At 57.8% G+C, this 25,610-nt stretch carries 23 protein-coding genes; 6 read left to right on the top strand and 17 right to left on the bottom strand.

Features of this window, described 5'->3' with window-relative positions:
- Positions 1-15 precede the first annotated feature (15 nt).
- Together dxs and ACMGGH_RS10470 are read left to right on the top strand one after the other, a co-directional pair.
- Positions 16-1,878: a 1-deoxy-D-xylulose-5-phosphate synthase gene (dxs, locus tag ACMGGH_RS10475; RefSeq protein ID WP_059357422.1), complete on the top strand. Its 1,863-nt coding sequence runs from the start codon at positions 16-18 to the stop codon at positions 1,876-1,878.
- 62 nt (positions 1,879-1,940) lie between these two features.
- A complete protein-coding gene (locus ACMGGH_RS10470) occupies positions 1,941-2,915 on the top strand; it encodes an aldo/keto reductase (RefSeq protein WP_028012150.1) in 975 nt (324 codons plus the stop codon).
- A gap of 49 nt (positions 2,916-2,964) precedes the next feature.
- Here the strand turns inward: ACMGGH_RS10470 and thiL are convergent, their stop codons facing one another.
- The 5 genes from thiL to nrdR form a co-directional block, all read right to left on the bottom strand.
- Positions 2,965-3,936 carry a thiamine-phosphate kinase gene (gene thiL, locus ACMGGH_RS10465; RefSeq protein ID WP_041911088.1) on the bottom strand — a complete coding sequence of 324 codons (972 nt, stop codon included), beginning with the start codon at positions 3,934-3,936 and terminating at the stop codon, positions 2,965-2,967.
- A 77-nt stretch (positions 3,937-4,013) separates the two neighbouring features.
- A complete protein-coding gene (nusB, locus tag ACMGGH_RS10460) occupies positions 4,014-4,433 on the bottom strand; it encodes a transcription antitermination factor NusB (protein ID WP_006809908.1) in 420 nt (139 codons plus the stop codon).
- Between the two features lie 21 nt (positions 4,434-4,454).
- Positions 4,455-4,925, bottom strand: a complete 471-nt coding sequence (ribE, locus tag ACMGGH_RS10455) for a 6,7-dimethyl-8-ribityllumazine synthase (RefSeq protein WP_006176874.1) — start codon at positions 4,923-4,925, stop codon at positions 4,455-4,457.
- Between the two features lie 87 nt (positions 4,926-5,012).
- Positions 5,013-6,116, bottom strand: a complete 1,104-nt coding sequence (gene ribD / locus ACMGGH_RS10450; protein WP_045259892.1) for a bifunctional diaminohydroxyphosphoribosylaminopyrimidine deaminase/5-amino-6-(5-phosphoribosylamino)uracil reductase RibD — start codon at positions 6,114-6,116, stop codon at positions 5,013-5,015.
- A 4-nt stretch (positions 6,117-6,120) separates the two neighbouring features.
- The gene (gene nrdR, locus ACMGGH_RS10445; protein WP_008503337.1) at positions 6,121-6,570 is read right to left on the bottom strand and encodes a transcriptional regulator NrdR; all 450 of its coding nucleotides are present in this window, start codon (positions 6,568-6,570) and stop codon (positions 6,121-6,123) included.
- A 150-nt stretch (positions 6,571-6,720) separates the two neighbouring features.
- Between nrdR and ACMGGH_RS10440 the strand changes: the two genes are divergently transcribed.
- Positions 6,721-7,260: a DUF3251 domain-containing protein gene (locus ACMGGH_RS10440; protein WP_232948754.1), complete on the top strand. Its 540-nt coding sequence runs from the start codon at positions 6,721-6,723 to the stop codon at positions 7,258-7,260.
- 270 nt (positions 7,261-7,530) lie between these two features.
- Complete coding sequence (locus ACMGGH_RS10435) at positions 7,531-8,415, top strand: nucleoside-specific channel-forming protein Tsx (protein WP_028012146.1); 885 nt, start codon at positions 7,531-7,533, stop codon at positions 8,413-8,415.
- Between the two features lie 118 nt (positions 8,416-8,533).
- On the opposite strand, the gene ACMGGH_RS10430 is transcribed toward ACMGGH_RS10435, so the two are convergent.
- The 7 genes from ACMGGH_RS10430 to queA all read right to left on the bottom strand — a co-directional run bounded on the left by ACMGGH_RS10430 (position 8,534) and on the right by queA (position 15,200).
- Positions 8,534-9,214 (bottom strand): helix-turn-helix transcriptional regulator, encoded by a 681-nt coding sequence (locus tag ACMGGH_RS10430; protein WP_028012145.1) that lies wholly within the window; start codon positions 9,212-9,214, stop codon positions 8,534-8,536.
- Positions 9,215-9,228: 14 nt separating this feature from the next.
- A complete protein-coding gene (locus ACMGGH_RS10425) occupies positions 9,229-9,594 on the bottom strand; it encodes a VOC family protein (protein ID WP_045259891.1) in 366 nt (121 codons plus the stop codon).
- Positions 9,595-9,736: 142 nt separating this feature from the next.
- The gene (gene secF / locus ACMGGH_RS10420) at positions 9,737-10,708 is read right to left on the bottom strand and encodes a protein translocase subunit SecF (protein WP_047367602.1); all 972 of its coding nucleotides are present in this window, start codon (positions 10,706-10,708) and stop codon (positions 9,737-9,739) included.
- A 10-nt stretch (positions 10,709-10,718) separates the two neighbouring features.
- Positions 10,719-12,566, bottom strand: a complete 1,848-nt coding sequence (secD, locus tag ACMGGH_RS10415; protein WP_072031998.1) for a protein translocase subunit SecD — start codon at positions 12,564-12,566, stop codon at positions 10,719-10,721.
- A gap of 27 nt (positions 12,567-12,593) precedes the next feature.
- Positions 12,594-12,926 (bottom strand): preprotein translocase subunit YajC, encoded by a 333-nt coding sequence (yajC, locus tag ACMGGH_RS10410; RefSeq protein WP_000007630.1) that lies wholly within the window; start codon positions 12,924-12,926, stop codon positions 12,594-12,596.
- A 22-nt stretch (positions 12,927-12,948) separates the two neighbouring features.
- Entirely contained in the window at positions 12,949-14,076 is a 1,128-nt protein-coding gene (tgt, locus tag ACMGGH_RS10405) for a tRNA guanosine(34) transglycosylase Tgt (RefSeq protein ID WP_232948753.1), read from the bottom strand.
- Positions 14,077-14,129: 53 nt separating this feature from the next.
- Positions 14,130-15,200 carry a tRNA preQ1(34) S-adenosylmethionine ribosyltransferase-isomerase QueA gene (queA, locus tag ACMGGH_RS10400; protein WP_028012140.1) on the bottom strand — a complete coding sequence of 357 codons (1,071 nt, stop codon included), beginning with the start codon at positions 15,198-15,200 and terminating at the stop codon, positions 14,130-14,132.
- A gap of 92 nt (positions 15,201-15,292) precedes the next feature.
- Between queA and acpH the strand changes: the two genes are divergently transcribed.
- Complete coding sequence (acpH, locus tag ACMGGH_RS10395) at positions 15,293-15,874, top strand: ACP phosphodiesterase (RefSeq protein ID WP_041911095.1); 582 nt, start codon at positions 15,293-15,295, stop codon at positions 15,872-15,874.
- Between the two features lie 127 nt (positions 15,875-16,001).
- Positions 16,002-16,604 carry a peroxiredoxin gene (locus tag ACMGGH_RS10390; protein ID WP_008503347.1) on the top strand — a complete coding sequence of 201 codons (603 nt, stop codon included), beginning with the start codon at positions 16,002-16,004 and terminating at the stop codon, positions 16,602-16,604.
- 43 nt (positions 16,605-16,647) lie between these two features.
- Here ACMGGH_RS10390 and ACMGGH_RS10385 read toward each other — a convergent pair whose 3' ends face one another.
- The 5 genes from ACMGGH_RS10385 to brnQ all read right to left on the bottom strand — a co-directional run bounded on the left by ACMGGH_RS10385 (position 16,648) and on the right by brnQ (position 25,470).
- Positions 16,648-18,033: a DUF3999 domain-containing protein gene (locus ACMGGH_RS10385; RefSeq protein ID WP_232948752.1), complete on the bottom strand. Its 1,386-nt coding sequence runs from the start codon at positions 18,031-18,033 to the stop codon at positions 16,648-16,650.
- Complete coding sequence (locus tag ACMGGH_RS10380; protein ID WP_232948751.1) at positions 18,030-20,651, bottom strand: DUF2339 domain-containing protein; 2,622 nt, start codon at positions 20,649-20,651, stop codon at positions 18,030-18,032. The genes ACMGGH_RS10385 and ACMGGH_RS10380 overlap by 4 nt, the downstream gene beginning before the upstream one ends.
- A gap of 85 nt (positions 20,652-20,736) precedes the next feature.
- Positions 20,737-22,554 carry a maltodextrin glucosidase gene (gene malZ, locus ACMGGH_RS10375; protein ID WP_232948750.1) on the bottom strand — a complete coding sequence of 606 codons (1,818 nt, stop codon included), beginning with the start codon at positions 22,552-22,554 and terminating at the stop codon, positions 20,737-20,739.
- A 141-nt stretch (positions 22,555-22,695) separates the two neighbouring features.
- Complete coding sequence (proY, locus tag ACMGGH_RS10370; protein WP_088205240.1) at positions 22,696-24,069, bottom strand: proline-specific permease ProY; 1,374 nt, start codon at positions 24,067-24,069, stop codon at positions 22,696-22,698.
- 81 nt (positions 24,070-24,150) lie between these two features.
- A complete protein-coding gene (brnQ, locus tag ACMGGH_RS10365) occupies positions 24,151-25,470 on the bottom strand; it encodes a branched-chain amino acid transporter carrier protein BrnQ (protein WP_028012134.1) in 1,320 nt (439 codons plus the stop codon).
- Positions 25,471-25,610 lie beyond the last annotated feature (140 nt).

Below are 25,610 nucleotides of genomic sequence, written 5' to 3'. Positions count from 1 at the left end.
CTCGATGAGCCTTTGATGAGTTTTGATATTGCCAAATACCCGACACTGGCGTTAGTTGACTCCACCCAGGAGTTACGTCTGTTGCCGAAAGAGAGTCTGCCGAAGCTGTGTGACGAGCTGCGTCGCTACCTGCTCGACAGCGTTAGCCGCTCCAGCGGCCACTTCGCCTCCGGGCTTGGCACGGTTGAGCTGACCGTGGCGTTGCATTACGTCTATAACACGCCGTTCGATCAGCTGATCTGGGATGTTGGCCACCAGGCCTATCCGCACAAAATTCTGACCGGACGTCGCGATAAAATTGGCACCATTCGTCAGAAGGGCGGCCTGCACCCGTTCCCGTGGCGCGGTGAGAGCGAGTATGACGTGCTGAGCGTCGGCCACTCCTCTACCTCCATTTCCGCGGGCATCGGTATTGCCGTTGCCGCCGAGAAAGAGAACAAGCAGCGCCGCACCGTCTGCGTGATTGGCGACGGTGCGATCACCGCCGGGATGGCTTTTGAAGCCATGAACCACGCGGGCGATATCAAGCCGGACATGCTGGTTATCCTCAACGATAACGAAATGTCGATCTCCGAGAACGTCGGCGCGCTGAACAACCATCTGGCGCAGCTGCTTTCCGGCAAGCTTTACTCGTCGCTGCGGGAAGGCGGGAAAAAAGTTTTCTCCGGCGTGCCGCCGATCAAAGAGCTGCTCAAGCGTACCGAAGAACACATCAAAGGCATGGTCGTGCCGGGCACGCTTTTCGAAGAGCTGGGCTTTAACTATATCGGCCCGGTGGACGGGCACGATGTGCTGGGTCTGGTGACCACGCTTAAAAACATGCGCGACCTGAAAGGCCCGCAGTTCCTGCACATCATGACCAAAAAAGGGCGTGGCTACGAACCGGCGGAGAAAGATCCGATCACCTTCCACGCGGTGCCAAAGTTCGACCATACCAGCGGCTGCCTGCCGAAAAGCAGCGGCGGAATGCCAAGCTACTCAAAAATCTTTGGCGACTGGCTGTGCGAGACGGCGGCAAAAGATAACAAGCTGATGGCGGTCACGCCTGCCATGCGTGAAGGCTCCGGCATGGTCGAGTTCTCCAAAAAATACCCGGACCAGTATTTCGACGTCGCCATTGCCGAGCAGCACGCGGTCACCTTTGCGGCAGGGCTGGCGATTGGCGGCTACAAGCCGGTGGTGGCGATTTACTCCACCTTCCTGCAGCGCGCCTACGACCAGGTGATCCATGACGTTGCCATTCAGAAGCTGCCGGTGCTGTTTGCTATCGATCGCGCGGGCATCGTGGGGGCTGACGGCCAGACGCACCAGGGGGCGTTTGATCTCTCCTTCCTGCGCTGCATTCCGGACATGGTCATCATGACGCCAAGCGACGAAAACGAGTGTCGTCAGATGCTGTATACCGGCTACCACTATCAGGACGGCCCCTGCGCGGTACGCTATCCGCGCGGCAATGCCCTGGGCGTTGAACTTCAGCCGCTGGAAAAACTGGACATCGGTAAAGGTCTGGTGAAACGTCGCGGCGAAAAAGTGGCGATCCTGAACTTTGGTACGCTGATGCCGGAAGCGGCAAAAGTCGCTGAAGCCCTGAACGCGACGCTGGTGGATATGCGCTTTGTGAAGCCGCTCGATGAATCTCTGATTCTGAGCATGGCGGAAAGCCACGACGTGCTGGTCACGCTGGAAGAGAACGCCATCATGGGTGGCGCGGGTAGCGGCGTTAACGAGGTACTGATGGCGAACCGTAAATTGGTTCCGGTGCTGAACCTCGGCCTGCCGGACCACTTCATCCCGCAAGGCACTCAGGACGAGGCGCGTGCCGATATCGGCCTGGACGCCGCCGGTATCGAAGCCAGAATCCGCAGCTGGCTGGCCTGATCCCTCCCCTTTTCTGCTCCTGCTATGCTTAAACGTATTGTTTAAACAGCAGGAGCGGAACCATGCAATACACGACATTAGGAAAAACGGACCTCAGGGTGTCCCGGCTTTGCCTGGGCTGCATGACCTTTGGCGAGCCTGACCGGGGAAATCACGCCTGGACGCTGCCGGAAGAGAGCAGCCGCCCTATCATCAAGCGCGCTATAGACGGCGGCATCAACTTCTTCGATACCGCCAACAGCTACTCTGACGGCAGCAGCGAAGAGATTGTGGGCCGCGCTCTGCGTGATTTTGCCCGTCGGGATGAGATTGTGGTCGCCACCAAGGTGTATTACCCGTCAGGCGATCTGGCTGAAGGCCTCTCTCGCGCGCAGATCCTGCGCTCCATTGATGACAGCCTCAGACGCCTGAACATGGATTACGTCGACCTGCTGCAAATTCACCGCTGGGATTACAACACGCCGATTGAAGAAACCCTTGAAGCGCTGAACGATGTCGTGAAAGCGGGTAAAGCGCGCTATATCGGCGCGTCGTCAATGCACGCATCTCAGTTTGCTCAGGCGCTCGATCTCCAGGCGCAGCACGGCTGGGCACGCTTTGTCACCATGCAGGATCACTACAACCTGATTTACCGGGAAGAAGAACGCGAGATGCTGCCGCTCTGCTACCAGGAAGGCGTGGCGGTGATCCCGTGGAGCCCGCTGGCGCGCGGACGCTTAACTCGTCCGTGGGGAGAAACCACGGCGCGGCTGGTATCGGATGAAGTGGGTAAAAATCTTTATTCCGGTACCGAAGCCAGCGATGCGCTGATTGCCGAACGTTTAGCCGGGATCGCCGACGATATCGGCGCAACGCGCGCGCAGGTGGCGCTGGCGTGGCTGCTGGGCAAGCGGGGTGTCGCCGCACCGATTATTGGTACATCGCGGGAAGAACAGCTGGACGAGTTGTTAAGCGCGGTGGATTTATCGCTGACGCCGGAGCAGGTTGCCGAGCTGGAGACGCCGTATCAGCAGCATCCGGTGGTGGGGTTTAAGTAAACACTTGCCGGGTGGCGTACGCTTACCCGGCAATACTGAGTGCACAAACTTACCCGAAGTGATCGTACCCTTTCCAGTCCAGCGTAACGGGCGCACCGTCTTTCACAAACTTCAGCCCTTCACTCTCCGGCATGATCTGACCGATGCAGGTAAACTTTGCGCCAAGATGGGCCAATGCCACGTCCAGCGTTCCACGGTTCAGCTCTGGCACCGTGAAGCACAGCTCGTAGTCTTCCCCCCCGGAGAGCGCCCAGCGCAGCGCCTGCTCAGGCTCCACATGGCGAAGCAGTTGCTCCGACAGCGGGAACAGATCCAGGTCAACGCGCGCGCCCACCCCGCTGGCCTTCAGGATATGTCCGAGGTCCGAGATGAGACCGTCAGAGAGATCGATAGCCGAACTGGCCCGCTCGCGCAGCGCCTGACCGTGCAGAATACGTGGTGTCGGGCGCAGGTGGCGCTTCACCAGATACGCCGCATCGTCAGCGTCCTTCACGTTTAAGCGATCCTGAAGGATCGCCAGCCCTGCCGCGCTGTCTCCCGGCGTACCGGTCACGTAGATCCAGTCGCCCGGTTTAGCGCCCGAGCGCTTCAGCGCGCGACCGAGCGGCACATAGCCGTGGATCGCCAGCGTCATCGACAGCGGCCCGGCAGTCGTATCGCCGCCAATCAGCTGCATATCGTAGTAGTTCAGCTGTTCAAACAGCGCATCGCTGAACGCTTCAAGCCAGGCTTCATCCACCTCCGGCAGCGTCAGGGCCAGCGTCAGCCAGGCCGGGTCAGCGCCCATTGCCGCCAGATCGCTGACGTTGACCGCCAGCGCTTTATACGCCAGATCGGCAGGATCGATATCAGGTAAGAAATGACGTCCGCACACTAAGGTGTCGGTGCTGATTGCCAGCGTCTGCTTTTCAGGAATATTGAGAAGTGCACAGTCATCGCCAATGCCGGTTTCAACATCAAGACGAGAGGTTCTGACACGGTCGAAATAACGGGCAATCAGGGAGAATTCGCCGCATGCCATACGTTATGCCTCAGCAAATAAAAGAAAAAACCGGAGCCGCACTGCCCGTCAGGCAATGCAGAACTCCGGTTTGCGGATCACTTTTTGTGGGGACGGATCGCAGGTGCGGCTTTATCAAGTACGCCGTTAACGAACTTGTGGCTGTCTTCGGCGCCGAAGGTTTTCGCCAGTTCGATCGCTTCGTTGATGGCCACTTTGTACGGCACATCATCACGTTTAGACAACTCAAACAGCGCGATACGCAACACTGCTTTTTCTACCTGACCCAGTTCTTCGAGCAGACGGGACAGGTATGGCTTCATCAGGCCATCGAGATACGCGCTATTAGTCGCCACTCCCGACAGCAGTTCACGGAAGTACAGAACGTCAACGTCTTTCACGTCCTGTTCTGACAGGAACTGGTATTCAACATCAGCGATGTCGTTCTGGGACAACTGCCAGGAGTAAAGTGCCTGGACGGCACATTCACGGGCGCGGCGACGAGCAGCAGGTTTCACGGAATTCCCCTTACAAAAAAATCAGGCCTTAATGGCTTTCAATACATTGATCATTTCAAGCGCGGTCAGTGCAGCTTCTGCACCTTTGTTACCGGCTTTGGTGCCAGCACGTTCGATGGCTTGTTCAATACTTTCGGTGGTCAGCACGCCGAACGCGACAGGAATTTCAGCATCCTGCGCAACGTGTGCCAGACCGTTGCTTGCACCGCCCGCAACGTATTCGAAGTGCGCAGTGCCGCCACGAATAACGGTACCCAGCGCAATCACCGCGTCGTATTTACCGGTTTTCGCCAGCGCGCCCGCCGCCAGTGGCAGCTCATAAGCGCCTGGAACCCAAACAACGGTAATGTTGTCATCTTTAACCTGGCCGATACGTTTCAGGGCGTCAATCGCACCTTCCAGCAGGCTATCGTTGATGAAGTTGTTGAAACGCGCAATGGTGATGGCGACGCGAGCGTCCGGGGTAGCTACAGCAGCTTCAATAATGTTCATACTCTTCCTTTACGGGTTCATTTGGCCCCGCAGGGGGGCGGATTTTATCATAATACTTTGCGCACTGCTTCCCTATTTCGGGAGCAATTACGCTGTCTTTAAATGGAGGCAGACATCCGGACCCACCGGACGAATCTCGCTGAATGTGAGTTGCGGTGCATCGGCCAGTTTTTCAAGGCCAGGCAGCACAAACAGGCCGCGCGCGTCGTGACCTAACAGTTTAGGCGCAACGTAGACGAGCAGTTCATCCACCAGCCCCGCCTGGAGCAGCGCGCCGGCGAGCGTCGGACCGGCTTCGACCCAGATACTGTTCACCTGCTGCTTGCCGAGCAACATCATCAGCACCACGAGATCCAGATGTCCGTTATGCTCCGGCACCATAATGCTACGCACGCCTTCCGGCCATTCGCGCGTATCTTCTTTGGTGCGCGCAATCCAGGTTTCACCCGGCTGCTGCACGATGCGGTGCGCCGGGGTCACGCGGTTCTGGCTATCAATAATAATACGCAGCGGCTGGCGCAGGTTCTCCTGCGGATAAAGCGCCTGGGTATCGGCATTCAGCTCATCCCAGCGCACGGTCATGGCCGGATCGTCAGCCAGAACGGTTTCACTGCTGGTGAGGATAGCATGGCTTTGCGCGCGCAGACGTTGCACATCGCGCCTTGCCTGCGGCGAGGTGATCCACTGGCTTTCACCGTTCGCCATTGCCGTACGGCCGTCCAGCGAGGCGCCCAGCTTAAGCTGAATAAACGGGAAGCCGGTGCGCATGCGCTTCAGAAAGCCTTTGTTGATGGCTTCCGCATCTTGCATCATCAGGCCGTGGCTGACGTCGATCCCTTCCTGTTGCAGACGATACAGGCCGCGGCCCGCCACCTGCGGGTTAGGATCCTGCATAGCGGCGACCACGCGCGAAACCCCTGCCGCAATCAGCGCTTCACAGCACGGCGGCGTGCGCCCGTGGTGGCTGCAGGGCTCCAGCGTCACGTAGGCCGTCGCGCCTCGCGCTTTCTCCCCCGCCATACGCAGGGCATGCACTTCAGCATGCGGCTCGCCTGCGCGATAGTGAAACCCTTCCCCCACGATCTCGCCATCTTTCACGATAACGCACCCGACGTTGGGGTTAGGATGGGTGGTAAAACGACCGCGCTGCGCCAGCTTCATGGCTCGCGCCATGTACTTCTCATCCTGCATGGGCTTAATCCTGTAAGCGGGCGATCTCTTCGCCAAACTCTTTGATATCTTCGAAACTGCGGTAGACAGAGGCGAAGCGGATATAGGCGACCTTATCGAGCTTTTTCAGCTGCTCCATCACCAGGTTGCCGATCATTTTGCTCGGCACTTCACGCTCGCCCAGGCCACGCAGGTAAGATTTAATGTGGTTTAACGCCATTTCGACATCATCCGCGCTGACGGGCCGTTTTTCGAGGGCCTTCAGCATTCCACTGCGCAGTTTCTCTTCGTTAAACGGCTCGCGCACGTCGTTACTTTTTACCACGCGCGGCATTACCAGCTCTGCAACCTCAAAGGTCGTGAAACGCTCGTTGCACACCAGACACTGCCGACGACGGCGCACAGAAGACCCTTCGCCCACAAGGCGAGAGTCGATGACTTTGGTATCCACAGCGGAGCAGAATGGGCAATGCATACGGTATCCCTGTTATCTGGTTAACTGATTTTCATTTTACCCTGATCTGGCCTGACAACAAAGGAGGAGCTTTTGAGATAAAGGATCTATGTCTGGCGGTACGTTGCTGGCTACCATTATGGGGATCCGTCATTTCAAGGAATAAACGCTATGACAAGACGTTACCTGAAAATTTTACTGGTGGGGAGCCTCTTCACCCTTAGTGCCTGTGCACAGCAAACCGAAGTCCGCCAGATGAAACAAAGCGTGAATACGCTCAACACGGCGATGGACAAACTGAACAAAGAAACGGTGAAGATCACCCAGCAAAACGCGCTGAACGCCAAATCCACCAGCGGGGTATATCTGCTGCCTGGAGCGAATACGCCTGCCCTGCTTAATAGCCAGATTGGCGCGCTGAAGATGTCTCTGGTGAATGTGGCGGCGAATGCGGATGGTACGCGCGCAACATTACGTATTCACGGTGAGTCCAACGAGCCGCTGCCCGCCTTCAGCGGCACCGTAGAGTGGGGCCAGATCCAGGGCACCACGGAGAGCTACCAGGAGGTGAACGTGAAGAACCAGCTGTTCACCGCTCCGGCCAGCGTGTTAGCGCCCAGCGATGTGGATATTCCACTTCAGCTAAGCGGACTTACGCCTGAGCAGTTAGGCTTTATCCGCATTCACGACATCCAACCTGCCGCGCAGTAATCCCTTCCTTTTGAGCGGAGTGAAATGTCACTCCGCTAACATTTACATTTCGTATGGATTGGCAACAGAAATGATTGCCGCTACAATCCCGGCCGTTTAAAGTACGCAAACGTGAACGCAATCGATTACGCGTGTGAGAGATATGTGAAACAACACATATTTTTGTGAGCAGGGATTCCTATAATAGGCACCGCAGAAACACGAAATATTTAGAAACGCAATTCGCGCATTTTTCACTCCCGGAAGGGAATTTCAATCAGTGGCATGATTATGAAAAAAACATTACTCGCAGCCGGTGCAGTTCTGGCACTGTCCTCCTCTTTCACTGTTAACGCAGCGGAAAACGAGAAACCACAATACCTCTCCGACTGGTGGCACCAGAGCGTTAACGTGGTAGGCAGCTACCACACCCGTTTCGGACCGCAGATCCGCAACGATACTTACCTGGAATATGAAGCGTTCGCCAAGAAAGACTGGTTTGATTTCTACGGCTATATGGATGCGCCTGTGTTCTTCGGTGGTAACACCGATGCGAAAGGTATCTGGAACCACGGTTCCCCACTGTTCATGGAGATTGAACCGCGCTTCTCCATCGACAAACTGACCGGTACCAGCCTGGCGTTTGGTCCGTTCAAAGAGTGGTACTTCGCGAACAACTACATCTACGACATGGGCCGCAATAAGTCCGGTCGTCAGAGCACCTGGTATATGGGTCTGGGTACTGACATTGACACCGGCCTGCCAATGAGCCTGTCCCTGAACGTGTATGCAAAATACCAGTGGCAGAACTACGGCGCAGCGAATGAAAACGAGTGGGACGGCTACCGTTTCAAAGTGAAATACTTCGTGCCAATTACCCAGCTTTGGGGCGGTAATCTGAGCTACATCGGCTTCACTAACTTTGACTGGGGCTCAGACCTGGGCGACGACGATTTCCGTGACCTGAACGGCAAGAAAGCGCGTACCAACGATTCCATCGCCTCCAGCCACATCCTGGCGCTGAACTACGATCACTGGCACTACTCTGTTGTTGCGCGTTACTGGCACAACGGTGGCCAGTGGAACGACGACGCGAGCCTGAACTTCGGTAACGGCGACTTTAGCGTCCGCTCTACCGGCTGGGGTGGTTACCTGGTCGTGGGTTACAACTTCTAATCAGTGCGGGATTGTGCGGGCTGGTGCCCTCACCCCTTCCCTCTCCCATGAGAGAGGGCGCAAACACAAAAAACGGCAACATCGTTGCCGTTTTGCTTTTACCTCGCCACCCGGCTTTTTACTGCTTCACCTTGCGCAAAAAATCTGCCAAAGACCTGTCCGCACTCTCACTGAACCGCCTCTCCGTCATTACAACATTGAGACACCGGTCGAGCCGGAAACAGCGGTAGTCATCGCGCCGTTCACACCATGCCGCCAGCAGCCAGCGCTCCCCCCAGAAGAATAACCCCAGCGGTTGCACCTCACGTTTTGAGAGCAGCCCGGCTTCATCACGATAATGCAGCGCCAATACGCGCTGAGCGGAAATCGCCTGGTGAATCATGTCAAAATCGCTGCGGGAGTGGCTTTGCATGCAAAAATCCGGGGCGTAGATCCGCGTCTGCTCCGCCTTTCTGCGGCTCTCCTCGGGCAGAATAGCCAGCACCTTCTCCTGAGCCGACTCCAGCTCGCGCGACAGCGATTCACCTCCCCAGGTTTTGAGCAGGCGAATCGCGACCATCAGCGCTTCGGATTCCTTATTTGTCAGCATCAGCGGCGGCAGGTCAAAACCCGACATCAGCCGATATCCGCTTCCCGCCTCGCCTTCCACCGGCACGCCGGAAAGCGACAGGTCGCGGATATCGCGGTAGACCGTACGCTCGGACACGCCAAGCCGGTCCGCCAGATGCGCTGCCGTTGTCAGACGCCTGCCCCGCAGGATCTGCACAATCTGAAACAAACGGTCAGCGCGTCGGGTCATAACGTCATTCGCTCTCAGGCAGGTTGATGAAGGCCGACGCGGTTACCCTCGCTGTCGGTAAACAGTGCGATAGTGCCGATACCATGCGGCAGTTCCAGCGGGCCAAACACGCACTCGCCGCCCGCAGAGGCAATGCGATCGAGCGTGGCCGCCAGATTGTCAGTATGCAGGTAAATAATAGCGCCCTGCAAAGAGGGCGTAACGCCGTCAAATTTTGCCAGCGCTCCTCCGGTGGCGGGATCCTCATGCGGGAAAACCGCCAGCTCGGCAATGTCCATTTTCTCGCGACGCAGCGCGAGCTGCATCACCGGCTCATAAAATTTGATGGCGCGATCCATATCCGAAACCGGAATTTCAAACCAGTTAATTACGCTTTTCATACATCCTCCTGCCTGTTGTTTGGGTTCAGAAGGAGTCTACGGCAGGGCTCCTGACAGCATACTGTCAGGAGTGTTTGTCAGGAGCAGATAAAAAAAATCCCGGTCAACAGACCGGGATTCCGATAACGCGCTAAACGTCGCCTTACGGCAGAATGGACGGCTGATCCGCCCCTTCTTTCTCGACCTTCTGCTGGAGCAGGTGCTCGCGCTTCATGCCAAGTTTCAGTGCCAGAGCGGACGCCACGTAAATAGACGACGCCGTACCGATGGAGACACCGATCAGCATGGTCAGCGAGAAGCCTTCCAGCACCGGGCCACCGAAGAGGAACAGCATCAGGATCACCATCAGGGTAGTACCGGAGGTGATCAAGGTACGATGCAGCGTCTGGGTCAACGACACGTTAAAGATTTCGTACGGCGTGCCGCGACGGATCTTACGGAAGTTTTCACGGATACGGTCAGATACCACGATACTGTCGTTCAGTGAGTAACCGATTACGGACATCAGGGATGCCACAATGGTCAGGTCAATCTCAATGTGGAACAGAGACAGTATGCCCATGGTGATCACCACGTCGTGCGCCAGGGCGATAACCACACCGGCCGCCAGTCGCCACTCGAAGCGGAAACCGACGTACACCAGGATGGAGATCAGCGCCACCAGCAGCGCCATGGCGCCGGTTTGCGCCAGGTCCGCACCCACGCTCGGGCCGACGAACTCAATACGCTTGACCGCCGCACTCTGGCTGGTGGTCTCGTTAATGACCTGTACGACCTTGCTGCCCAGCTCCTGGCTGCCGTTGGCATCGTGCACCGGAGGCATACGCACCATAATGTCGCGGCTGCTGCCGAAGTTCTGCAGCAGCGGCTCTTCAAAGCCCGCTTTCTGCAGCGATTCGCGCATCTGGTCCATATCGACCGGTTTTTCCAGGGAGATCTCGATGACCGTACCACCGGTGAAATCGAGACCCCAGTTAAAGCCTTTCACGCCCATAATGACGATGGACAAAATCAGCAGTAAACCTGAAATGCCGAAGGCCCAGTAGTCCCAGCGCATAAAGTCCCAGACTTTACGGCCATGGTTCAATTGTTCAACAGTATATTCCTGTGCCACAACGCACTCCTCAGATAGACAGCTTTTTGACGCGCTTGCCGCCGTACAGCAGGTTCACGATGGCACGGGTGCCGACAATAGCGGTAAACATTGACGTTGCGACACCGATACCGGTGGTAATCGCAAAGCCTTTGATCGCGCCAGTACCCACTGCATACAGGATAAGAACCTTAATCAGTGTTGTTACGTTCGCATCGAAGATAGAGCTGAACGCGCCTTTATAACCTTCATCAATCGCCTGCTGGACAGAGCGACCGTTGCTCAACTCTTCTTTGATACGTTCGTTAATCAGTACGTTGGCGTCGACCGCCACCGCAAGGGTCAGAACGATACCCGCAATCCCCGGCATGGTCAGCGTCGCCCCCGGCAGCAGGGACATGATGCCGATAATCAGCACCAGGTTTGCGATCAGCGCGGAGGTCGCAATCAGACCGAACTTCTTATAGAAGAAGATCATGAAGAGGATAGAGACTGCCAGACCGGCCAGACACGCTTCCAGACCCTGCTGGATGTTTTGCATACCCAGAGTTGGACCAATGGTACGTTCTTCAACAATCTGAATTGGCGCAATCAGCGCACCGGCACGCAGCAGCAGCGAGAGCTGACGCGCTTCGTTCGGGTTACTAATACCGGTAATACGGAAGCTGTTACCCAGACGAGACTGGATGTTGGCGATGTTAATCACCTCTTCCTCTTTCACCAGCACCGCACGGCCGTTTGCATCTTTCTTACCGCTGTCTTTGTACTCCACGAACAGGGTCGCCATCGGTTTGCCGATGTTGTCCTTGGTGAAGTTAGACATGATGTTACCACCCGCGCTATCCAGCGAGATGTTAACCTGCGGCTGGTTGTACTCATCCTGGCTTGAAGTGGAGTCGGTGATGTGGTCACCGGTCAGGATCACGCGCTTGTACAACACAACCGGCTGACCTTCGCGGGTCTGTTTCACTTCGGAGTCACCCGGAATACGGCCAGACGCCGCGGCAGACTGATCGACATTGGAGTTCACCAGACGGAATTCCAGCGTCGCGGTCGCACCGAGGATCTCTTTCGCACGCGCGGTATCCTGGATACCCGGCAGTTCAACCACGATACGGTCAGCACCCTGACGCTGTACCAGCGGCTCAGCCACGCCCAGCTGGTTTACACGGTTACGCAGAATGTTGATGTTCTGCTGAACGGCATATTCACGCGCTTCTTTCAGACGCGCATCGGTCATCACCGCGCGCAGCTGGTTGCTGCCCTGAGAGGTGATCACCAGGTCACGGTGACGTTGGGTCAGGTAATCTACAGCCTGATCGCGCGCCGCGCTGTCGCGGAACGTGATGCTCATGCCGTAGTTATCTTCTTTACGCACGGTAGTGTATGGGATGCCTTTGTCGCGCAGATCGCTGCGCAGGCTGTCGATATTCTGTTCCTGCAGCTTGCCGAGCGCGGTATCCATATCCACTTCCATCAGGAAGTGAACGCCGCCACGCAGGTCAAGACCCAGCTTCATTGGCTCTGCGTTCAGCGCAGCCAGCCAGCGAGGGGTTGCAGGAGCAAGGTTAAGCGCCACGACATATTTGTCACCCAGCACGCCCATCAGCGCTTCGCGAGCGCGGAGCTGCGTGTCGGTGGTGTCGAAGCGAGCAAGAATTGCACCCTCTTCCAGAGCCACAGACTTAGCGGTAATTTTTTCTTCTTGTAACGTTTTCTGGACCTGGATCAGCGTTTGCTCACTGGCGGCGACACCGCGCGCGCCAGTGATTTGAACGGCCGGATCCTCACCATACAGGTTGGGAAGCGCGTACAGCAGGCCGACGATAATCACGACGACCAGCATGATGTACTTCCACAAAGGATAACGGTTTAACACGGCAGTTCCCTTTGGGAAAAGTTGGGATTACAGCGCCTTCATGGTGCCTTTCGGCAGAACGGCAGCTACGAAGTCACGTTTGATAACCACTTCAGTGGTGTCGTTCAGGGCGATAGCAATGTAGCCGCTTTCAGCCACTTTGGTTACGCGGCCGACCAGACCACCGTTGGTCAGCACTTCATCGCCTTTCGCGATGGAGTCCATCAGCTTTTTGTGCTCTTTGGTACGCTTCTGCTGTGGGCGCAGGATCATGAAGTAGAAGATCAGACCGAACACAACCAGCATCAGGATCAGAGACATCGGGCTGCCCTGCGCCGGAGCACCTGTTGCCGCTACCGCATCAGAAATAAAAAAGCTCATTCAAATTCCCTCATTATTAATATTAATCAACGTTCAACGATGGAACATCCCGCCCCTGACGTTGGTAAAAATCGGTCACGAAGCTCTCTAATTTACCCTCTTCGATAGCCTTGCGTAAACCAGACATTAAGCGCTGATAGTAGCGAAGATTATGAATCGTATTGAGACGCGCGCCCAAAATCTCATTACAACGATCGAGATGATGCAGATACGCGCGAGAATAATTGCGACAGGTATAGCAATCGCACTCGGAATCGAGCGGGCTGGTGTCACTTTTATGCTTCGCGTTACGGATTTTCACCACGCCATCGGTAACGAATAGATGACCGTTACGCGCGTTGCGGGTTGGCATCACGCAGTCGAACATATCAATGCCGCGACGTACGCCTTCCACCAGATCTTCGGGTTTACCCACACCCATCAGGTATCGTGGTTTATCCGCCGGGATTTGCGGGCAGACGTGCTCCAGAATGCGGTGCATGTCTTCCTTCGGCTCACCCACAGCCAAACCGCCGACAGCGTAGCCATCAAAACCTATCTCTACCAGACCTTTAACAGAGATATCGCGTAAATCTTCGTAAACGCTGCCCTGAATGATGCCGAACAGCGCATTTTTGTTCTGCAGGGAGTCAAAACGGTCGCGGCTGCGCTTCGCCCAGCGCAGAGACATCTCCATAGAGCGTTTCGCGTAGTCCCAGTCTGCCGGGTACGGCGTACATTCGTCGAAGATCATCACGATGTCGGAGCCGAGATCGTACTGAATCTCCATCGACTTTTCCGGATCGAGGAAAATCGGGTCGCCGTTGATCGGGTTACGGAAGTGTACGCCCTGCTCGGTGATCTTGCGGATATCGCCCAGGCTGAAGACCTGGAAGCCGCCGGAGTCGGTCAGGATCGGGCCTTTCCACTGCATAAAATCGTGCAGATCGCCGTGGAGCTTCATGATCTCCTGACCTGGACGCAGCCACAGGTGGAAGGTATTACCGAGGATAATCTGTGCGCCCGTGGCTTCAACTTCTTCCGGCGTCATCCCTTTTACGGTGCCGTACGTGCCCACAGGCATAAACGCGGGGGTTTCCACCACGCCGCGATCAAACACCAGGCGACCGCGACGCGCGCGGCCATCGGTGGTATCGAGTTCAAATTTCATTTTTTCTCCGACGTCAGAAAAACAGTCCAACGTTGTCATACGGTGCCGCGGACTTATTCCCCGACACGCTCATTCAAAGCCAGCGGATTGTACGTGATAAACATCGCGTCCCCGTAGCTAAAAAAGCGATATTTTTGTTCTACCGCAGACTTGTACGCATTCATCGTATGCTGATAACCCGCAAACGCAGAGACCAGCATAATCAGCGTCGATTCAGGCAGATGGAAGTTGGTCACCAGCGCGTCAATCACTTTGTACTGATAGCCCGGGTAGATGAAGATCTGCGTATCGCCAAAGAACGGCTCGATAAGACCGTTTTTAGCTGCCTGCGCGGCGCTTTCCAGTGAACGCACGGACGTCGTACCGACGGCCACGACGCGGCTACCGCGCGCTTTCGCCGCCAGCACCGCGTCCACCACATCCTGCGGCACTTCGGCATACTCGGAGTGCATGATGTGGTCTTCAATGCTGTCCACGCGCACCGGCTGGAAGGTGCCCGCGCCGACGTGCAGCGTCACAAACGCCATCTCAACGCCCTTCGCGCGCAGCTTTTCCAGCAGCGGTTCATCAAAGTGCAGACCTGCGGTTGGTGCCGCGACCGCGCCAGGCTTCTGGCTGTAGACGGTCTGGTACAGCTCGCGATCGGCCTCTTCGTCCGGGCGCTCAATGTACGGCGGCAGCGGCATATGGCCGATGGCGTTCAGGATGTCGAGCACCGTGCGCTCGTCGTCGAACGCCACCTCGAACAGCGCGTCGTGGCGCGCGGTCATGGTCGCCTTGATGCTTTCGTCATCACCCAGCAGCAGCTCCGCGCCCGGCTTCGGCGCTTTGGAAGCGCGAATATGTGCCAGAATACGTTTATCATCGAGCATACGTTCGACCAGCACTTCAATCTTGCCGCCGCTGGCCTTACGGCCAAACAGGCGCGCCGGGATCACGCGGGTATTGTTAAAGACCAGCAGATCGCCAGGGTTGAGCTTGTCGAGCAAATCGGTGAAAGTACCGTGCGTCAGCTCGCCCGTTGGCCCATCCAGTGACAGTAAGCGACAGCTGCTGCGCTCAGGCATGGGATAGTGAGCAATCAGGGATTCAGGTAGTTCAAAGGAGAAATCGGCGACGCGCATGACGTATACTCGTGACTTAAAAACAGGCGGCATAGTCTAGTGCTCACACCCTTTTGCTGCAACAACTAGCCGCCCCCGGACAAATAAAACGCATGAATTTTCTCGCTCACCTGCATCTCGCTCACCTCGCTGACAGCTCCCTTTCCGGCAATTTGCTGGCCGATTTCGTGCGCGGCAACCCCGCTGAAGCGTATTCTCCCGAGGTTGTCGACGGGATTTTTATGCACCGCCGCATTGATGTCATCACTGATAATCTGCCCGAGGTGACGGAAGCGAAAGCGTGGTTTCGCCCTGAAACGCGCCGCGTTGCGCCGATCACGCTCGACGTGATGTGGGACCACTTCCTGTCTCGCCACTGGGAACAGCTCTCGCCGGAGATGCCGTTGCCGGCGTTTGTGCGCTACGCCCACCAGCAGGTGTCGATAATTCTGCCCGACTCGCCGCCGCGCTTTGTGAATCTGAATAACTACCTGTGGTCGGAACGCTGGCTGGAGCGCTATCGCGAGATGGACTTTATCCAGAATGTCTTGAATGGCATGGCGAGCCGTCGCCCGCGGCTGGATGCGCTGCGGGACTCCTGGTACGACCTGGATGAGCATTACGATGCGCTGGAGAGCCAATTCTGGCAGTTTTATCCGCGCATGATGGCGCAGGCGAAAAACAAGCAGCTCTGACAGCACGATCATTGATAGGTAAAAGCTGGCGGAACGATTGTCACCACCTCTTTGTCTTATCCACGAACACTCTCTATACTGGCTCGCGTTGCGTTCCAAATAACCTTAGTATCTACAGGAGAATCATATGGTTCTGGTAACTCGTCCGGCTCCGGATTTTACAGCTGCAGCAGTTCTGGGCAACGGTGAAATCGTTGAAAACTTCAACTTCAAACAGCACACCAACGGTAAAGCGACCGTTCTGTTCTTCTGGCCAATGGACTTCACTTTCGTTTGCCCGTCTGAGCTGATCGCGTTCGACAAACGTTATGAAGAATTCCAGAAGCGTGGCGTGGAAGTGGTTGGCGTCTCCTTCGACTCTGAATTTGTACACAACGCATGGCGTAACACCCCTGTCGACAAAGGCGGCATCGGTGCGGTGAAATACGCGATGGTTGCGGACATCAAACGCGAAATCCAGCAGGCTTACGGTATTGAACATCCGGACGCTGGCGTTGCGCTGCGCGGTTCCTTCCTGATCGACGCAAACGGCATCGTTCGTCACCAGGTTGTGAACGATCTGCCGCTGGGTCGTAACATCGACGAAATGCTGCGCATGGTTGACGCGCTGCAGTTCCACGAAGAGCACGGCGAAGTGTGCCCGGCTCAGTGGGAAAAAGGTAAAGAAGGTATGGCTGCTTCCCCAGACGGCGTTGCTAAATACCTGTCAGAGAACGTATCCAGCCTGTAATCGGCACGGTTTACGAAGAAGGCCCGCTTATGCGGGCCTTTTTTTATGCCTTACGCAGCGTCTCTCGCCAGATGCGCCAGGCCATTCCCGCCAGCAGAATTACGCCCGCAATTAGCACGCCCCACACCAGCAGCGCGTTCATCCGGCTCTCCCGCTCGGACGCAGAGGTAGCGGTCAGACGCCCCTCGCCGCCTAACGCGACATCATCCAGAATGTCGGCCTGCGGCAGGCGCTCCATATCATAGGTTTTGCGCAGGTCGGCGGGGATCAGCATGTCAGGTTCCACGCTGGCAGGCTTTGCAGCGCCATTGCCCCAGGCAAGCACGTACGGCGCTTTTCCCTGCGCGTTGAACACCAGGTCATAGCGGTCACGATGCCCGGTGACGCCCGGCAGATATTCCGGCAGGCGCGCATTCAGCGTCGTGATTTTCACCGCCTGCACCAGGCCTCCGCTAAGCGAAACCGGTGGAGACGTTTTGCCCTCCAGACGGTAAAGCACCTCTTTTTTCAGGGGGTGCCATGTGTCTTTTTCCGTACTCCGCCACGCTATCTCCACGGGAAGGACGCCGTCGCCATTCAGTAAAATGCTGATAGCACTCAGCGGCTGCGGCTGCGCCCAGTGCCACTGCGCTTCGCTTGTCGATAGCTGCTCCCCTACCCCCTCAAGAGCGATCGCGTCCGGCGTCGCCCGCGCAGGAGCGCTAATCGCGTTAACGCCGGTTAAGGCCACCCCCTGGCTCTGAGCATTCAGCACAACCAGGAGATAGCGATTCGTATCGGGAGACAAAACGATATCGGTATCGATCCGATCGAGCTTAAGACGATCCTGCCCGCTCATCACGTCCAGCAGCGGCATATCCTCGCGCAGGGTATACCAGCGCTTAAGATCCTCGCTGTAATAGACCGATGCCGTTCCCTGCCACGGCGCCTGAGGGGTATTCCAGAGCAGCTGCAGCTGGGACAGGGCAATCTCACCCGTAGCCTGCTCCGGCAGGGTCAGCAGATAATGCTGCCCGGCTGCGGCGGCTTTTTGCCCCTCCAGCACAATCTCTACGCCGTTTCCGGAACGGAGCAGGATCTTATCGCTGCCCTCATCCCCACGCGCAGGCGCAAGCGGTGAGGCGTCCAGAGGAAAGAGGCGCAGCGCCGTGGATTGCGCTGCCACCTGCGGACGCGTCGCGGTGACCAGGCTGAAAGGAACCGGCTCGCCCGACTGGTTAAAGACGCGAACGTCATGCAGATCCGGCGACGTGCTCTGTGTATAGACGGCGAGCGGCAGCGTCACCCGATACCACTGGGAAGGAGCAGACGTATCCAGCGAGCGGCCAAAGGCATAGTCCCGGGGCGATTCCGTTTGTACCTCGTCGCAGAACACCGGGCCTGCAAGCGCCAGCAGAGCGGTACAAGCTACCGCTTTCATCCATTTCATTTTTCATCTCCTGTTTTGGGCGGTAGCGGCGAGAAATACCCCACGATCAGCACCAGTATTGCCACGCCGATAAACGCCACCGCACGCGACAGACCGCCTCCACCCGCGCTGTCCACCAGCATCAGTTTAACCATCACCACGCCCAGCAGCGCGGCACCGCCAAGCCACTCCTGACGGGAAGCTCTACGGGTGGCGTGGACCATGATAACCAGCGCGCTCAGCATCCAGAACAGGGCAAACGAGGTCTGGATCAGCCGCGAATCCCACAGCGACGCCATATTCCAGGCCACGTCGCCGTACCAGGCCAGGGCGCGCATCAGCGCACCGTTAAGCCACCAGAAGCCAAACGCCATAATCGCGACGGCAGGCCACGGACGGGCCTGCAAGAGCTGCGTCGGGTAGTAGCGATCCACCGCCCGGTAAAAGACCACCAGCCCCAGCAGCGCGAACGCCGCGCCTTCTTCAAGCGGGTTCACCAGCGGCAGCCAGGTCTGACGATAAACCACGCCGTCCTGGAAATTGGTCACCACCAGCAATACCAGCAGCGCCGCGAGCACGGGGATCGGTGCTATGCACGCGTAGAGCGCGGGCCACTCCCGGAACGGCCACCCGCGACGGCGCACCGCCGCAGAGAGCGCCATAATCACCCCGCCGCCTGCGGCCATCGCCAGCCCGCTGCCCCAGGCCGCCATGCCCCACGGCAGCGACCGGGCAAACCAGTAAAGCTCCGCCGCCAGCGCCAGTAATATCATCCAGAACAGCGCCAGATGCAGCCCCATAGAGATGCGCGGCGCTAAACGGGCGCCGTCGCGCCGCAGCAGCATCAGCGCGGCGGGAAGCGCAATACCCCAGGCCAGATTTGACCAGCCGGCGGCGAACATCTGCTGGTGCGAGAGCTGATAGCCCACCATCACCAGCATCAGCGGCCACAGCAGCCATTTGCTGGCATCCAGCTCCCGCCACGCCAGACGAACGGCAGCCTGCCGCCAGCCCCAGACCGACGCCGCCGTCAGCGCCAGCACGCCTGCCAGAACAGGCAGTTCCTGCTTCAACACCAGCCGCGACGCGCCAAATAGCGCCACGAGCCAGAACAGCAGCCCGCCTGCCAGCAGCGCCCAGCTAACCGGCAGAAAGAGGTTCCGCCACAGCCAGGCCGCAGCCAGCCAGCAAAGGCTAAGGATGGCGAAGATAAGCAGCAGGCTCAGCGGCGTAACGCCGTTCATCTGCGCCCACAGCGCGCTGCCGAGCGCCAGCCCCAGCAGCGCCGTCCCGCTATAGCTCATGCGCCGCTGGTGCTGCTGCACGCCCAGCCAGAGGATGCCCAGCCCCTCCAGCGCCCAGGCCATCGCCGTCCACCGCGCGGAGAGCGCGAGCGGAATCGCAAGCGTGGCAAACCCGCCGCCGATCGCCAGCGCCGCCATCACCAGCGGTCGCCCGATGGACGGATAGCGGCGCAGGGCAAGGAAAGCGAGGGCAAGATAAAATGCGCCGTATCCCAAAGCGCTCAGGGCCGGACCATATTCCCAGTGCCGGGTCATACCGTACTGCATCCCAAAGCCTATCAGCGGCGGGGCAAACAGCAGCACGCCGTCAATAATCTGCTTTCCTTTCTCCTGCGCCCGCAGCGACAGTGCCACGCTCAGCACGCCGAATATCAGCGTATTGGCAATCAGGAACAGCTGGCAGATCCAATAGTCTTCAGGCTGGTACTCCCTCAGCCCCCACAGGCCGCCCACGCCAAAGGTAAAGAGCAGCCCGAGCAGGTTGAGCTCGCGCCAGTGCTGCCAGATGCTGATGGCGAGAATGCCGATGGAAAGCAGGAGATAGAAGGAAAACAGCGCCACAAAGCTGCCGCCCCCGGTAGATAGCAGCAGCGGCGCAAGATACCCGCCGAGGCTCGCCAGCATGGCAAGGCTCAGCGCTTTCTGCAGCACGGCCAGCCCAACGCTCGCGGCGCAAATCACCACCAGTAGCGCAAAGGCCAGCGTCATCGGCAGCATCTGCCAGAGCCGGAAGGCGCCGAAGACCGTCAGGTAGAGAATGCCCGTCGCCCCGCCCTGTAAGATAAGCGCGTAGATCGGCTGCTTGTGCCGCAGCCGCCACCCAAACGCCAGCAGCACGATGGCAAACAGCGCCGTCGCCACCAGGCGTAGCTCAAGCGGGAACAGGGAGTGTTCAACGGTATAGCGCAGCAGGAAAGAGAGGCCGAGGAAGAGCAGCAGAATGCCAAGCTTCGCCAGGGGATTACCCTGCATAAACCAGCGCGTCAGCGACGTCACAATGCCGCCAAAGGCAGAAGGCTTTTTAGCCGCAGGCGCAGGGGCCGGAGCGGGTTTTGCCTCAGCTGTAGGAATGTCGGGACGCCAGGGATCGACAGGCGCGGGCGCGTCCTCAGCCACAGGCGCGGTCACTACAGCCGGAGTGACCGCTTGCACCTGTTCTGTCTCCGGCGCTACCTGAACTGCGCCGCGCTGCTCAAGCACCTCAATGCGCTGGCGTAGCCGGGCGATCTCCTGCTGCGCCGCCGTGCTTCGATTAAACCCGATAACCGCAAGCACGGGCGCAACCAGCAGCGCAAAAACCAGGAATAAACAGCCAAGGATGTAAAGCTCGTCCATGTTTCCACCTTCACCGTAAACGATCCGTTAAGATTGACACAAATCGTTGCATTTGCGCCATCTTAAAAGGGGAAACTTTAGCGCATTAGCTGCCGAGCCAGACCGTCGCGGATACCGCAGGCAGCGCCAGCACGCCATCCTGTATCGTCGCCTTGCCCTCTTTGTTCGTCCACGTCGCCACCTTAAGCAGCGGCGAATCATCCAGCACCACTTCGCAGGCCTCGCCCCGGTTAATCGCCACCAGCACGCGCTGCTGATTATAGACGCGGACAAAGACCACCACATTATCGTGGGCGTACGCCACCTGACAGCCGCCGTAGCGCAGGGCGAGACTCTGTTTGCGCAGCTTCGCCAGCCGCTGATACAGGCTGAACAGCACCTTATCCTGTTTCTCTGCCTCCCACGGGAAGGTTTTGCGGCAGAACGGATCGTTGTTGCCGTCCAGCCCCACTTCGTCTCCGTAGTAAATGCACGGTACGCCCGGCCAGGTGAAGAGCCAGGTGACCGCCAGCGGCAGACGCGCCACATCCTTGCCGAGCAGGGATTTAAAGCGCGCGGTGTCGTGGCTATCGAGCTGGTTAAACATCCGCAGCTGCTGCTGATGCGACAGGCCAGCGCGATAGTTATCCATCCACGCGGCGCAGGTTTCGGCGTCGATATGGTTCGGATCGTAGGAGATATCGGTGTTAGCCAGGAATCCCCACAGCGGGAAGGTAAAGCCGCGATAGTTCATCGCCGCATCTTCGGCATCGTTTTGCAGCCACTGGCGCGCGTCGCCAAAGTGTTCGCCAAAGACAAACGCCTCCGGCTGAGCCGCTTTCGCCGAACGCGCGATCCCGGCCACGTGCTGAAGGTTATTTCGCGCCCCGCCCGCTTCACCGAGCATATGCACTACATCCAGACGCCAGCCGTCCATATTCCACGGTGCCTTCAGCCAGTGACGCACGATGCTGTCTTCCCCGCCGTAAATCTCGTTCACCAGAGACTGGGACTGGAAGTCCAGCTTCGGCAGGCTCGCGTAGCCCAGCCAGTCCAGCGCGCGGCCCTCCTCGTTAAAGCTGTACCAGTCGCGCTGCGGGGAGTCCGGATTATGGCACGCCCCGCCCATCGACTGGTTATGACGGTCAAACCACGCGTGCGAATCGCCGCTGTGGTTGAACACACCGTCCAGAATGAGGCGCATGCCTTCTTTTTGGGTGTTCTTACGCAGGCGCAGCAGCGCCTCGTCACCGCCAAACTGCGCGTCAACGTGGCGATAATCTTCGGTATCGTATTTGTGTACGCTCGGGGCTTTAAACACGGGGTTAAGGTACAGCGCCGTCACGCCGAGTTTTTTCAGGTACGGCAGCTTTTCGCTGATGCCGTCGAGATCGCCGCCGTAGAACGTCGAGCCGCCCGCCTGCGCCGTCACCGGTTCATCCCATTTTTTCAGGATGATGTCGTGACCCGCGGCATGATGGTAATAGACCTTGTCCTGGCCGGCGGTGCGTTTTTCGCTGCGCGCAAAGCGGTCCGGGAAAATCTGATAAAAGACCTGATCGTTAACCCACTGCGGGCCGTTATCCGGGTAATCGACGGCGAACTGCTCCAGCCGGGCCGGAGGGAAACGGCTAAACCCCTGCGGGGTAAACCACAGCTGGCGGTTGTTCCATAAAAGCTTAAAGCTATAGCGACGGCGCGGCTGCCCGCTGCGCAAATCGATATTCGCCCGCCACGCCGTAATCCCCGGCTGCGGCTGGCTGCGCAGCTTGTGCATTTTCAGCCCGGTCTCTTCGTTATCAATTTCGGCGCGGAGCGTCACGCGTTCCGGCTGATTTTCCCCCGCCAGCCAGAGCGTAATCACAAGGTTGTCTTTGTTTTGCTTAACAAATGGGGCAACCGGAAGGTGCCAGGCGTTTAACATCACGAATCCCCTCTGATGAAATTGACGTCACCTTGCCACAGGGTGGTTAAGGATAGCTCACCATGACGAGATTTATTGGGGGAGGAGGACGGGGGAGGAGGCAAAAATCCCCTCTCCCGCGAGGGAGGGGGGATAAAAATATTACTGTGCTTCTGCCAATTGACGGTCACGGCGGCACTTAAACACCCAGCCGATCAGCAGCAGAACGATCCACGCACAGCCCACGTACAGGGAAATGCGGGTATCCGGATGGTAGCCAATCAGGCCAATGATAAACACCAGGAAGATCAGCCCGACCACGGTCGTCGCCACCCCGCCCGGCACCTTAAACTTCAGCGCTTTCGCCTCATCCGGCGACAGACGGCGGCGGAAGGCAATCTGCGACATCAGGATCATGATCCACACCCACACGGTCGCGAAAGTCGCCAGGGACGCAATCACCAGGAAGACGTTCTCCGGCATGATGTAGTTCAGGTAAACCGAGAACAGCAGCGCTACGGTCATCACCACCACCGTCACCCACGGCGTGCCGCGGCGTGAAGTTTTGGCGAATACCTTCGGCGCGCTGCCCTGCTCCGCCATGCCGTGCAGCATGCGGCCCACGCCAAAGACGTCACTGTTGATGGCCGAAAGCGACGCGGTCAGCACCACAAAGTTGAGAATGCTGGCAGCAAAGGCAATGCCCATATGCTGGAAGGTCAGGACAAACGGGCTACCGTTAGTGCCCACCTGGTTCCACGGGTAGATGGACATAATCACGAACAGCGTACCCACGTAGAACACCAGAATACGCATCGGCACCGAGTTGATGGCGCGCGGAATGGATTTCTCCGGATCTTTCGCTTCCCCGGCGGTGATGCCGATAATCTCGATGCCCCCGTAGGCGAACATTACCATCTGTAGCGACATCACCATCCCGAGCCAGCCATTGCTGAAGAAGCCGCCGTTGCTCCAGAGGTTATGGATGCCGGTCGGCTGGCCGCCGTTGCCAATCCCCCAGATGATGATCCCGAAACCCGCCACAATCATGATGATGATGGTCGCGACCTTGAAGAAGGAGAACCAGAACTCCAGCTCGCCGAACACCTTCACGCTCATCAGATTGACGGCGCAAATGAGCAACACCACGCTCAGCACCCAGATCCAGTGCGGCACCGCCGGGAACCAGACGCCCATGTAGATGCCGAATGCGGTTACGTCGGCAATCGCCACAATCAAAATTTCGAAGCAGTAGGTCCAGCCGGTGATAAACCCGGCCAGCGGGCCGAGGTTTTCCTGCGCGTAGCGGGAGAAGGAGCTGGCAGACGGGTTGTGAACCGACATTTCGCCGAGAGCCCGCATGATGATATACGCCGCCACACCGCCGATGATGTAGGCCAGCAGCACGCTTGGACCGGCCATTTTGATGGCATCTGCCGAGCCATAAAAAAGACCGGTGCCGATAGCAGAGCCCAGCGCCATAAAGCGGATGTGGCGCGTGCTCAATCCACGTTTAAGTTTGTTAGTGCTTTCCATTTAAATCTTGCCATTCAACACGAAAAAAACAAAAAACCACGGGGCCTTAAGCCCCGTGGTTAAACAGTTTGTTGCCGTTGATTAATGAGCGTTCGATGTGACCTGACGCCCTGCAGCACGGTCCCAGATAACCGCCAGAACCAGTGCAACAACGGTAGGCATCAGCCAGGCCAGGCCCTGCTCGGACAGCGGCAGACGCTGTGTCCAGGCTGGCAGAATTTCAGCGAACGCTGATGCTTTAATCCCGTCAAGGATACCAAAAATCAGGCTGATAAACATGGCTGGCGCAATAATTCGTGAGGAGTTATGCCACCACGGACGGGTGAAGCTCAGCACCACCAGCACGATGCACGGCGGATAGATCGCCGTCAGCACCGGAATAGAGACCTGAATCAGGTGGCTCAGACCGAGGTTAGACACCGCCATCGAGAAGATACCGAGGATAAACACCAGGGTACGGTAAGAGAGCGGCAGATACTGCGCAAAGAACTCTGCGCAGGCGCAGGTCAGGCCAACCGCGGTTACCAGACACGCCAGGAAGATCAGCGCCGCCAGCAGCATGCTGCCCGCCCCACCGAAGGTGTGCTGAACGTAAGCGTGCAGGATAGCCGCACCGTTCGCGTTCTGATCAACCAGCATCGCGCTGTCAGAGCCCAGGCGGAACAGCGCCAGATACAGCAGCGTCAGGCCCACACCGGCCATCAGGCCAGCCCAGATGGTATAACGGGTCAGCAAACGCGCTTCGGTCACGCCGCGGGAACGCGCGGCGTTAACGATAACGATACCAAACACCATCGCGCCCAGCGTATCCATCGTCAGGTAGCCGTTCACAAAGCCGTTAGAGAACGCGGCGTTTTTATAGGCATCCATCGCGTCGCTAATCGGGCCGGCTGGCCAGATGATGGCCGCCACGGCCAGCACGATCAGCGCTACAATTTTCAGCGGCGCCAGGAAGTTACCTACCGTGTCCAGCAGCTTGCCCGGATAGAGGGAAACCAGAATCACGATGGCGAAATAAATCAGGCTGTAGATGAACAGCGGCATCGCGCCGTCGCCGGTCAGCGGGGCGATGCCCACTTCGAAGGAAACGGTCGCGGTACGCGGGGTGGCAAACAGCGGACCAACGGCCAGATAGCAGACGGTAGCCAGCAGAACGCCAGCCACTTTGCCAATCGGGGTGCTGAGGCTATCCACGCCGCCACCGACTTTCGCCAGTGCGATAACGGTCAGTACCGGCAGGCCCACGGCAGTAATCAGGAAACCAAACGCGGCGGTCCAGACGTGTTCACCCGCCTGTAAGCCGACCATTGGAGGGAAAATGATGTTGCCTGCGCCAACGAACAGCGCAAATGTCATAAAGCCCAGCGCGATAATGTCACGCGATTTTAAGTGATGGGTCATAAAACCTTACTGCCTGTGGATGTGGTGTTGAAAACGTTGAGATTTTTCGATTTCCCTGACGGGACGATACAGCCGAAAATTTGCTCAATTTCAGCGGGAAATGCTCCCGTCCTGGCGTGGAGAAGAATAGTTTTTCGATT

This window comes from Enterobacter sp. BNK-16, from assembly GCF_048684955.1.
GTDB lineage: Bacteria > Pseudomonadota > Gammaproteobacteria > Enterobacterales > Enterobacteriaceae > Enterobacter > Enterobacter bugandensis.
The sequence above is the reverse complement of the archived record's forward strand: the minus strand, read 5'-3'. Positions and strand labels throughout refer to the sequence as shown.

Coding starts and splice junctions, on each gene's coding strand:
- dxs (WP_059357422.1), top strand. CDS start 16: ATGAGTTTTGATATTGCCAAATACCCGACACTGGCGTTAGTTGACTCC.
- ACMGGH_RS10470 (WP_028012150.1), top strand. CDS start 1,941: ATGCAATACACGACATTAGGAAAAACGGACCTCAGGGTGTCCCGGCTT.
- thiL (WP_041911088.1), bottom strand. CDS start 3,936: ATGGCATGCGGCGAATTCTCCCTGATTGCCCGTTATTTCGACCGTGTC.
- ribE (WP_006176874.1), bottom strand. CDS start 4,925: ATGAACATTATTGAAGCTGCTGTAGCTACCCCGGACGCTCGCGTCGCC.
- ribD (WP_045259892.1), bottom strand. CDS start 6,116: ATGCAGGATGAGAAGTACATGGCGCGAGCCATGAAGCTGGCGCAGCGC.
- nrdR (WP_008503337.1), bottom strand. CDS start 6,570: ATGCATTGCCCATTCTGCTCCGCTGTGGATACCAAAGTCATCGACTCT.
- ACMGGH_RS10440 (WP_232948754.1), top strand. CDS start 6,721: ATGACAAGACGTTACCTGAAAATTTTACTGGTGGGGAGCCTCTTCACC.
- ACMGGH_RS10435 (WP_028012146.1), top strand. CDS start 7,531: ATGAAAAAAACATTACTCGCAGCCGGTGCAGTTCTGGCACTGTCCTCC.
- ACMGGH_RS10430 (WP_028012145.1), bottom strand. CDS start 9,214: ATGACCCGACGCGCTGACCGTTTGTTTCAGATTGTGCAGATCCTGCGG.
- ACMGGH_RS10425 (WP_045259891.1), bottom strand. CDS start 9,594: ATGAAAAGCGTAATTAACTGGTTTGAAATTCCGGTTTCGGATATGGAT.
- yajC (WP_000007630.1), bottom strand. CDS start 12,926: ATGAGCTTTTTTATTTCTGATGCGGTAGCGGCAACAGGTGCTCCGGCG.
- tgt (WP_232948753.1), bottom strand. CDS start 14,076: ATGAAATTTGAACTCGATACCACCGATGGCCGCGCGCGTCGCGGTCGC.
- queA (WP_028012140.1), bottom strand. CDS start 15,200: ATGCGCGTCGCCGATTTCTCCTTTGAACTACCTGAATCCCTGATTGCT.
- acpH (WP_041911095.1), top strand. CDS start 15,293: ATGAATTTTCTCGCTCACCTGCATCTCGCTCACCTCGCTGACAGCTCC.
- ACMGGH_RS10390 (WP_008503347.1), top strand. CDS start 16,002: ATGGTTCTGGTAACTCGTCCGGCTCCGGATTTTACAGCTGCAGCAGTT.
- ACMGGH_RS10385 (WP_232948752.1), bottom strand. CDS start 18,033: ATGAAATGGATGAAAGCGGTAGCTTGTACCGCTCTGCTGGCGCTTGCA.
- ACMGGH_RS10380 (WP_232948751.1), bottom strand. CDS start 20,651: ATGGACGAGCTTTACATCCTTGGCTGTTTATTCCTGGTTTTTGCGCTG.
- malZ (WP_232948750.1), bottom strand. CDS start 22,554: ATGTTAAACGCCTGGCACCTTCCGGTTGCCCCATTTGTTAAGCAAAAC.
- proY (WP_088205240.1), bottom strand. CDS start 24,069: ATGGAAAGCACTAACAAACTTAAACGTGGATTGAGCACGCGCCACATC.
- brnQ (WP_028012134.1), bottom strand. CDS start 25,470: ATGACCCATCACTTAAAATCGCGTGACATTATCGCGCTGGGCTTTATG.